General features: G+C 38.2%; 8 protein-coding genes. All 8 read left to right on the forward strand.

Features of this window, described 5'->3' with window-relative positions; translation table 11 throughout:
• Positions 1-46 precede the first annotated feature (46 nt).
• The 8 genes from GXX20_07910 to GXX20_07945 all read left to right on the forward strand — a co-directional run bounded on the left by GXX20_07910 (position 47) and on the right by GXX20_07945 (position 9,941).
• Complete coding sequence (locus GXX20_07910; GenBank protein ID HHW31580.1) at positions 47-1,444, forward strand: sugar ABC transporter substrate-binding protein; 1,398 nt, start codon at positions 47-49, stop codon at positions 1,442-1,444.
• A gap of 87 nt (positions 1,445-1,531) precedes the next feature.
• Positions 1,532-2,467: a sugar ABC transporter permease gene (locus tag GXX20_07915; protein ID HHW31581.1), complete on the forward strand. Its 936-nt coding sequence runs from the start codon at positions 1,532-1,534 to the stop codon at positions 2,465-2,467.
• A gap of 12 nt (positions 2,468-2,479) precedes the next feature.
• Entirely contained in the window at positions 2,480-3,316 is an 837-nt protein-coding gene (locus GXX20_07920; protein HHW31582.1) for a carbohydrate ABC transporter permease, read from the forward strand.
• Between the two features lie 295 nt (positions 3,317-3,611).
• The gene (locus tag GXX20_07925) at positions 3,612-5,078 is read left to right on the forward strand and encodes a sulfatase-like hydrolase/transferase (protein HHW31583.1); all 1,467 of its coding nucleotides are present in this window, start codon (positions 3,612-3,614) and stop codon (positions 5,076-5,078) included.
• 113 nt (positions 5,079-5,191) lie between these two features.
• The gene (locus tag GXX20_07930; GenBank protein HHW31584.1) at positions 5,192-6,403 is read left to right on the forward strand and encodes a mandelate racemase/muconate lactonizing enzyme family protein; all 1,212 of its coding nucleotides are present in this window, start codon (positions 5,192-5,194) and stop codon (positions 6,401-6,403) included.
• A 23-nt stretch (positions 6,404-6,426) separates the two neighbouring features.
• Positions 6,427-7,443, forward strand: coding sequence for a D-2-hydroxyacid dehydrogenase (locus GXX20_07935; GenBank protein HHW31585.1), 1,017 nt, complete (start codon positions 6,427-6,429; stop codon positions 7,441-7,443).
• Positions 7,444-7,738: 295 nt separating this feature from the next.
• Positions 7,739-8,518, forward strand: coding sequence for a prolyl oligopeptidase family serine peptidase (locus tag GXX20_07940; GenBank protein ID HHW31586.1), 780 nt, complete (start codon positions 7,739-7,741; stop codon positions 8,516-8,518).
• A 421-nt stretch (positions 8,519-8,939) separates the two neighbouring features.
• Positions 8,940-9,941, forward strand: a complete 1,002-nt coding sequence (locus GXX20_07945) for a D-2-hydroxyacid dehydrogenase (GenBank protein ID HHW31587.1) — start codon at positions 8,940-8,942, stop codon at positions 9,939-9,941.
• Positions 9,942-10,415: the final 474 nt, after the last annotated feature.

Below are 10,415 nucleotides of genomic sequence, written 5' to 3' on the forward strand. Positions count from 1 at the left end.
ATTCTATACAGAGCTTTCAAAATATAACAAAAAAAGGGGGATTTAAATGTCAAAGAAAATTATTAGTGTTCTACTGGTAGTATTTCTAATTGCATCAGTTTTTGCTGGCTGCGCCAGTAACACTACAGGCAAAGACACCAGTGAAGGCTCAAAATCTACAACAAGTGAACAGACCAAAGAAGAAACAAAACAAGAGGAAAAACAAGTTTCACTAAGCTACTGGGGTTATTCAAGATGGAAAGGTATTACAGGAACCGAGCCCGACGGGGAATACGGTGACTGGCAGAGAAGTGTAGCAAAAGCTTTTTCAGAGCAACATCCAAATGTTAAAATAGAATACGAGCACCTCCCTTGGGACGGCGGCCCTGAAAAAGTAAGTGTTGCGATTGCATCAAAGACTCAACCGGACGTTCTTGAAGATGGTACTGCTAGATTCTTCGGATATGCAGCAATGGGTGCTCTGCTTCCTCTTGATGACTACTTTACTCAGGAAGAACTCAGTGACTATGTAGAGGGTGCATGGGATCTTGGTAAATTTACTGACGGTAAGCACTATATGTTCCCCTGGGCGAACATGGTTATACATTTATTGATAAATAAGAGCATGTTTAAAGCAGCAGGTGCTGAACATCTCCTCCCGCAGAATGAAGAGAGAACCTGGACATATGACGAATTTAAGGAAGCTTTGAAAGCAGTATCAAATCCTGCTAAAGGAGTATATGGAACAGCTCTGTATGCAGGAAATGAGCAGGGTGACTCAGGAACAAATGCTCTCATGTGGGGCTTTGGAGCCACAATCTTTAATGAAACCTTGGATAAGATTGTATTTAATTCTCCTGAAGGTGTCAAAGGTGTAGAATTTGCTAAATCACTTATTGATGAAGGACTAGCTATGCCTGGTGCTGAGACTATTAAAGCAACTGAGGTATTAGAGTACTTCAAACAACAGAAGGTTGCTATCCATATAAACGGTTCTTCAGGACTATACGGAACAGTTGAAAATGCTTTTAAAACAGGAGAAGTTGAGGAATTTGAAATGGATTGGGCAATGTATCCGACAGCTCCTGGAGTAAAACCTGCTTTCTATGCTAACCCTGTAGGATTAGCTGTATTTAAATCGGGTGATGCTGACAGAGAAAAATGGGCTGTTGAATTGGCTAAGTTTGCAACAAACACTGAAAACAGCAAAGCTCTGAAAGCTGTAAAACTTATTCCTGTTAAGAAATCAGCAGGAAACCTCTATCCAGGAGAACCTCTCATGGAGTGGAGTGCAAAAGTTATCAAATATGCCCGTGATCCTGGTCTTGCTTCACCGGCATATGCTGAAATGAGAGCAGCATTATATCCTGAAATGCAGGCAGTTTATAACGGAACAAAAGATCCTAAGACTGCATTGGATGACTTCGCAGCCAAAGCACAGGCTTCAATTGATAAATACAAATAATAATATAATATGATTTGATTGTAAGGGAGAGATAACAATCTCTCCCTTATAAAAGTCAACAAGTCCATTGTTAAGAGGAGGATTGCATTGAATACTGTTTCTCAAAGCTCAGTAAACTTAAATTTTTTTGGTAAAGTAAAAAAGTTTGTAAAAAGCAATATTTTTTATGAACAGGTATGGGGTTATATTTTTATTTTACCAAGCTTAATATTTTTTATAATATTCGTTATTTACCCTGTTATCGAAGCCCTTATTCTGAGCTTGTATCAATATAGCCTGCAAGGTTCTAAATGGGTTGGGCTGGCAAATTATGCAACTATTTTTAAAGACTCTGTATTTATTAAATCACTGATTAATACTTTTTTATTTGTATTATATATTGTTCCTACAACTGTTATATTATCAATAGTGATTGCAGTACTTATTTATGATAAGTCCCCGAGAGCTCAAACTTTTTTCAGAGCATCATTTTATCTTCCTGTAGTAATAAGTATAGTTTCTGTATCTTTAGTGTGGAGGAACATATATCATAATTTATATGGAATTCTGAATTATGTATTATCTTTTATAGGAATAGATCCGATCAACTGGCTGGGCGATCCAAAATATGTAATACCTTCACTATCAATAGTGGTATTAACCTACTCTCTGGGTCAGCCAATAATCTTGTATCTTGCAGCTTTAGGAGGAATACCACAGACATATTATGAAGCAGCAGATATTGATGGAGCAAGCGGTATTGCAAAATTCTGGAATATTACTGTGCCGCTTCTTACTCCTACAACACTTTATATATTTGTAACCACAACAATAGGTGCTTTCCAGGTTTTTGCTGTAGTTAACCTTATGACCAGTGGTGGACCCAATTATGCATCGAATACCGTGCTGTTTTTAATATATAAAACGGCTTTTACATATAATGATTTTAGTCTCGCATCAACAATGGGAGTAATAATGTTTGTTTGTGTAGCTATATTTGCAGTAATACAGTTTAAGATGTTCTCATCACAAGTTGAGTATTAATGGAGGTATATCATGTCAAGAAATAAGCTATTGAAATATCCTATAAAAACGATAACATCTGCTTTGCTTTACATATTAGCACTATTATTATTGTTTCCAATATATTGGATGTTCGTTGCTTCTTTTATGCCTGATGCTGATATTTCATCAATTCCTCCACTATTTTTCCCAAAAGGGTTATATTTGAAAAACTATATTGAAATGTTTAGAACTGCTCCAACTTTAAGGTGGTTTTTTAACAGCGTGCTGGTTTCCTCAATAACTACTATCCTGATTGTTTTAATTAGTTCAATGGCAGGATATTCTTTTGCAAAGAAAAATTTCTTTGCCAGAGATATAATATTTTATTCCATGGTTCTTACTATGATGATACCTAAGCAGATACTTCTTGTACCTTTATTTAAAATAGTAAGAGATCTTAATATGTTTAATACTCTTGCAGGATTAATAGTACCGGCTCTGGGATGGCCTTTTGGGGTGTTTCTTATTAAACAGTTTATGGTTACACTGCCTTCAGAGCTAGTACAATCAGCAAAAATTGATGGCTGTAGTGAACTTGGAATATATGCAAGAATAATGCTTCCACTGGCTAAACCAGGTCTCGGTGCACTGGCTATTTTTACATTCATTAACAGTTGGAACGACTATATGTGGCAGTTGCTTGTTATATCTTCAAAAATACTAAAAACATTGCCTCTGGGTGTTGCTACTTTTAAAGAAGAATTTTCAGCAAGGTATGGTATTCAACTTGCAGGAGCTTCTGTAGCGTCAATACCAATGATAATAATTTTCCTTATGTTCCAGAAATATTTCACAAAAGGTATAACTTTGGGAGCTATTAAAGGTTAAGTTAAGTTTTTTCACATGTTCATAGGACATGTATGGTGACTAAAGCAAATTATGTTTCTTCTGATTAAATGAATACTGAGGTAGATGAATTGAGGTAGATGAAATATTAGAAAGAAATGATATATCTTGTGAAAAACGAGAATTAGTTAGTGAAAAATTGAGAGTCCTTTTGTGAGCAGTAGTAATAAATATTCTACTGTTAGCGCCATATTTTTTTCGTTGGTTTATACCATTATCTATTAAATCTATTTTTATCATAAAAGTATTATTAATTAATTGAGGAAAGAAAACAAATATGATTAATATAAATAAACAAAACAGCAGGCCTAATATTTTACTGTTGATGGCAGATCAACAAAAAGCTTCGGCAGCTGGGGGAGTATACGGGAATCCTGTTGTAAAAACTCCTTTTTTAGATAAAATGGCAGAGAAAGGAATTGCTTTTACAAATGCTTATTCAAATTCACCTATTTGTACACCTTCCCGTGCATCTATAATGACAGGTGTACATCCTCTTGTACATCAGGTTACCTGTCATCAAAACAGAGCACCTTTCAATTTGCCTCAACTTACTGAAATTCTTCAGAGAAATGGATACTATACCGCAGCATGCGGACATTACGAAAGATCAAGATGCCTTGACAGAGGTTGGTACGAGCAGGCTGACTTTAATGATTCTGGACCACTTTATAATGCATGGTACAATCTTCATCAGCACGGACGTAAAGATGTGGGATGGTCTTCAGGAGGAATGGATGTATCGCCAGAAGAAGGGCATGCAGCATTACTCACCAACAGAGCAATTATAATGCTGGATAATATTCAGGCTTCAGGGTTGCCTTTCTTTTTCCATGTTCCGTATATTGATCCTCATCCTCCTTATTTTGTACCAAAACCTTATGATATACTGTATAACCCTGAAGATATTGAGCTTCCGCCAATGGGCGATGGAAAGGGAAGGCCTGAATGGCAATACAAATGTTTGGAAGATTGCGGTACTTCAAAAGCTACAGAACTGGATATTAAAAAGGTTATTGCTACTTATTATGGCATGATAACCTACCTGAACCATCAAATGATGAGGCTGTACGATGAAATGGACAAAAGAGGTATGCTGGATAATACATGGATTATAGTAACATCCGACCATGGAGATTATACCGGTGAAAAAGGTTTATTCAATAAGACAGAATCACTTTATGAATGTTTGCTCCATGTTCCTCTTGTAATCCGGCCCCCTAAAAATATAAGTGAGAATTATCCTAAGGTCATAGACGGGCTGGTGGAATTAGTAGATTTATTTCCCACTATTTTGGGAATAGCAGGGATAAAGGTGCCTGAATATGCTCAGGGTTATGACCTTATAAAATGGGCCATGGAGGGAGCAAAGAATGAATTGCGTAAGTATGTATTTGCCCAGGTAGGAAATTATCATGGACATTTAAAAACTACATTTCCAGGAGGGATGCCCGAGAGTGGAAGACGCAGAGGATTGGTCCAAGGAGCCAGGTCGATGGATTTTTCCTATATTCATGACCCTGACTGTGGAGACGAAGCATATGATTTAAAGAAAGATCCATTTGAATTAAATTCACTGCTTAAAATTAATCAGGATGTCCCGGAAGAATTGAAAGAACTCAAGGATAGTATTTTTAAATGGGAAGAAGAATGCTTAAGGCTGAGGAGAGAATTGGGCATTATCCCAGGAGACAGGGGTTTTTGGGAAGGATTACCTTTCAAGGACAGCCATAAAAAACCATAATAGTATAGACAACAGAATGTTTCTAAGTAAGCCCAAATAGGATGTTTGAAAAAAGATTCCCCCAAAATGATATAATATTAAATTAACAAAAAAAGTTTAAATGGTGATTTGCTATGATTATAAAAGATGTAAAAACAGTATTGCTGACAGGGCCATGCACTTATGATCCGTATTTAAGTGAAGCCAGAAAACGAAGGAGTGCAGCTTTCATTGAGATTCATACAGATACTGAACTTATAGGGATAGGTGAAACCTATGCCGGGTATTTTTGCCCTGAGATAGTACCTGAAATAGTAGAATTTTTTAAACCGATACTCATTGGACAGAAGGTCGATAATATTTCAGAACTATGGAACAGAATGTACCACTGCGGGAATTTCTGGTGCAGGGTAGGACTTGGCGTTGTTGTCCTGAATGGAATTGAAGCTGCTTTATGGGATTTGAAGGGTAAAATGTACAATCTTCCGGTTTACGAGTTATTAGGAAGCCGGAAGCATGATGCCCTTCCTTGCTATGCGACAGGAGGACCAAGTAATTATCCTAAAGAGAAACTTGCTTCAAAAATTGAATTTTATCTGTCCTTAGGATTCAAAGGATTTAAACTTGGAGCAGGATATCACAGTGAAGAAGGCTCATATATGCCTTCATCACCAAATGAAGCAGCTGAGTTTGAAGCAGATAAAATAGAATTTGTGAGATCCCTTGTTGGCAAAGATATTAAGATAATGATGGATGGGCATATGGGCAACAATCCAGTAAAGACCTGGGATTTGGGAATCGCAAAGGCAGTTATGAAGGCTCTTGAACCTTATGACCTGTTCTTTTTTGAAGAACCATTGCATTATACAGACCCCTGGGGATATGCTGAGTTGTGCAAAAGCACTACAATACCTATTGCAGGGGGAGAATGCCTGACGGCTAGCTACGAGTGGAGAGTATTTGTTGAAAAGGACTGCTTTGACATAGGGCAGCCTGACGCCTCTTTCACCGGAGGTCTGGGTGAATTTATGAAAGTGGCTGCCATGCTTGAAAGCAGGGGGAGGAAAATTGCCACCCATTCCTGGGGAGCAGGAGGATCCTTTATGCAGAATATACACTGTGGTTTCGCCTGTGCAAATACTGCAATACTTGAAATAGCTCCTGCTTATGGACCTCTTCACAGCGAAATTATAGGAGATTCATTTATTATGAAAGATGGCATGGTGCTGCCTCCTGAGAAGCCAGGGCTTGGAATAACCCTAACAGATGAGATAAAGAACAAATATCCTTTTATTCCGGGCAGCGGTGAATTCAACAGTGTGCCTGGAAAAATCCTGAGAGATTGATAATAGAAGAGGGGAATGAACAATTGAAGAACATACTTATTGATGTAAAAGTTGATAAACAAAGGCTTGAAGAATTGAAGAAGATACCTGGGGTAAATGTTGAAGTAATTGATTTCAAGGAAGAACGCCGTTATATATCTCCAGATATCCTGAGCGGCAAGCATATACTATTTTGCACATATCCTCCTGAGAATTTTAATGATTTAGATTCTCTTGAGCTGATACAAATCAATTCGGCAGGTTACACCCAGCTTTTTAATCTTGGACTGGTGGAAAGGGGAATTCGAGCCTGCAATGCCCAGGGGGTATTTGATGTTCCCATTGCTGAATGGAGCATAGCCATGATGGTAAACCTGGCCAGGGATTTAAGAGGCATGATAAGAAATCAGGAAGCCAGGGTCTGGGACAGGTCTGCGAGATTTCAGAATGAAATTAGAGGTTCTATTGTGGGAATCTGGGGATATGGGGCCATTGGAAGGGAAATCGCAAGGCTTGCCAAAGCCTTTGGCCTGAAGGTTTATTCAATGGACAGGGATATCCCGTCTAAGACTGCGAAAGCAAATGTATACCGGGTAGGAGGAACCGGAGACCCTGAAGGAATATTACCGGACAAGATATTTATTAGCGGGCAGGAAGAGGAATTCCTGAAGGAACTTGATTTTCTCGTAATTACAATGCCCCTTACAAATAACACAAAAGGGCTGGTCGGTGAAAAAGAATTAAAAATGCTCCCGAAGACAGCATACGTTCTAAATCCTGCCCGGGGTCCGATAATACAGGAAGAGGCGTTGTTGAAAGCTCTAAGGGAAGGCTGGATTGCCGGGGCTGCACTGGACACCCATTACTATTACCCTATACCGGCTGACCATCCTCTGTGGAGTTTTCCCAATGTGATTATGACACCTCATATTTCAGGATCGTCCCTCAGCAACCATTTTGTTGAACGTACATGGGATATCTTTATACAGAATGTAAAGAGGTTTTTATCAGGAGAACCTTTGCTAAATGAGCTGACAACAAGGCAGCTTAGTGGAGAGTAAGGGCTAAACATATAAAAATGCAATAGTAGAAGATTTTTCGGATGTAGAGAAGTTTTATTACTACAGTATGTTTAAATGGAGCGGGAGATTTTGACTCACCGCTCAAAATTTTACCAAGTATCAAGAAGTTCCTCGCTTCTATAAGCGGGAGCTGAATTGATGTAAATTGTAATAATAACCTTTTTCAGTGGGGGATTACAAGACCCCCACTGAATCTCCAAGCGAAACGAGTTTGCTTGTTTCCATTAACTTTATAACCGGAATAGGGAATTATACTAAAGGAGAGATATAGGCAGTGACTGGTAGCATAGGTAGAAAATTTAAACTGGAATGCAATGGCAGGTTAATTCCCTGTGAATTATTAGAGCCGGAAACAATAACTGGGAAACCGTTTCTACTGATTAATTTAACAGGTACGGCTCATGGAGCAATTTACGAAGATCCCTTTATTCAGCCTGCAATTCCTTTTGTTGAAGCCGGCCATCGAGTCATAAGCTTTGACATCCCGTGCCACGGTGAACGTATAGATGAGAGATATGGAAGTGAAATAGCAGGCTTACGTAAAATGTATGTTGCCAGTGAAAATGTATTTGAACAAATGGCTGAGGAATGTAGCTGTGTAGTAGACTATATTATAAAGCAAGGATTGGCTGAGTCAGGACAAATAGCTATATGTGGTTGTTCCAGGGGTGGATATATGGCGCTTAGGGCATTTGCTTCAGACAAGCGAATTGCAGCGGCTAGTGCAATATCACCTGTGACCGATTGGCGGTGTTTATTAGAGTTCGAGAGAGAACGAAACAGCGTTGCTCTTGCCCGGGAAAGGCTATTAAACTACGTAGATGGTATGGCTGGCCGTCCTATCTATATGGCAATAGGAAATAATGATACACGTGTCAGCACCGAAAGCTGCAAAGAACTATATGAAGCAATTAGAAAATGCAATAGGAAGTCAGGACTTGATGATAGCGTTGCTGAACTTACTATAACTAACGATCCCGGCCACACCCTTTCAACTGAATACCGCAGAAAATGCGGGGAGTTTCTGCTTCACTGGCTTGAAAAGGTTAATTAGTTCGTGTTTTATATGATTTTATGGGACATAAGATATGGCAGGTTGATACATTTAACTCAGTTTAGAACAAGCGAAGGCTGTATTATTAGACTGGGAAGACTTCTATATTATCACTTCTATATTATCAGGAGACTACATTGGGGACTTAAACTAAAACTCCAAGCAAGTGTATAAAGAATATTTAAAATAAATAGGAATAGTAAAATAAAAGCAAGCTAATGTCCAATATTAAAGGGCTAAAGCACTATACTTCCGTTGCAAGCAACGAAGTTATATAATAACATATCTGAAAAGATAGTAATCCATGATGCTAAGAAACTCAACCTTTAAGCAAAGTATGGGTTTGAGGGGCTCATCTGGCCAGTTTACGCTAACTTTAAACTAATCTGAATAAATTCAACAAGTAGAGGAGAATGAACAGTTGAAGAATATACTTATTAATGTAAAGGTTGATGAAGAAAAATTAGAAGAGTTAAGAAAGATGCCGGAGGTTAATGTTGAAGTTATTGAGGATTTCAAAACAAAAAGCCGCTACATATCTCCTCAAATTTTAAGAAATAAACATATTCTATTCTGTAATTTACCTCCTGAGAATTTTAATGATTTAGATTCCCTTGAGCTGATACAAATTAGTACTTCAGGTTATAACCAGCTTTTTAATCTGGGATTGGTGGAAAAAGGCATTCGTGTCTGCAATGCCCAGGGTGTATCAAGTATTTCTATTGCAGAATGGAATATTGCCATGATGATTAACTTAGCCAAGGATTTAAGGGGTATGATAAGGAATCAGGAAGCGGGAATCTGGGACAGGTCTGCAAGGTTTCAGAAGGAAATTAGAGGTTCTATTGTGGGAATCTGGGGATACGGGGCTATAGGAAGGGAAACCGCACGACTTGCCAAGGCATTTGGTATGAAGGTTTATGTTATGGGAAGGAAAATACCGTCTATAGAAACTAATGTATACCGTGTAGAAGGAACCGGCGATCCTGAAGGAATTTTGCCAGACAAAGTATTCTTAAGCGGCCAGGAAGAAGAATTTTTAAAAAATCTTGACTTTTTGGTTATTTCAATGCCTCTGACAAACAATACTGAAGGACTGATTGGTGAAAGAGAATTGAAGATGTTGCCAAAAACAGCCTATATCCTTAATCCTGCCAGAGGTCCGATTATTCAGGAGGAAGCATTGATAAAAGCGCTTAAAGAAGGCTGGATTGCAGGAGCTGCATTGGATACCCATTATTATTATCCCATGCCTCCTGATCATCCATTATGGAGCTTTCCTAACGTAATTATGACACCTCACATTTCAGGTTCTCCACATAGTGAGCGTATCTGGGATATTTTCTTGCAAAATGTAAAGAGATTCTTAACCGGACAACCATTGCTAAATGAACTGACTCCAAGGCAACTTAAAGGAGAATGAAGCAGAGGGACGGTTCTCGGAAGCAGAGGGACGGTTCTTCTGCTTCTTTTTTGCTCTATTAACGGCTATTTGCCCTTTTCCGGCTATTTGCCCTTTTCAAAGTTACTATTCACAGTTATACCATCCTTTCTATCAGCCATCTCGGAATAATTATTCAGGAAATATTCTGGAAATAATCTTTTAAATAGTAACAATAACAAATAAATTCTACATTATTTCCCCTTGACTGAAATAATTCTAACATCTCAAATCATGCGGATTTGCAGTATCACTGTGCCTAAGGTAAAAAAACCCCCCATTGATAAGTAAAATTTCCCCTATTAAAAATCTTGTCTTTTTGTTATATACTATTTATTGCAAAATAGAAACGGACAAAGTTGCAAAAAAAATTCCCCAGTTTTGCAACTATGAATTCCCCACTATTGCAAAAGGCCATTGAAGGCACCACACCAAAATAATATCCTTGTGATTGAT

The sequence above is a fragment of the Clostridiaceae bacterium genome (genome assembly GCA_012840395.1).
Classification (GTDB): domain Bacteria; phylum Bacillota; class Clostridia; order Acetivibrionales; family DULL01; genus DULL01.

Bases quoted from the DNA above. Each gene is read 5' to 3' on its own strand.
- GXX20_07930 (HHW31584.1), top strand. From the start codon at position 5,192: ATGATTATAAAAGATGTAAAAACAGTATTGCTGACAGGGCCATGCACT.
- GXX20_07920 (HHW31582.1), top strand. From the start codon at position 2,480: ATGTCAAGAAATAAGCTATTGAAATATCCTATAAAAACGATAACATCT.
- GXX20_07910 (HHW31580.1), top strand. From the start codon at position 47: ATGTCAAAGAAAATTATTAGTGTTCTACTGGTAGTATTTCTAATTGCA.
- GXX20_07925 (HHW31583.1), top strand. From the start codon at position 3,612: ATGATTAATATAAATAAACAAAACAGCAGGCCTAATATTTTACTGTTG.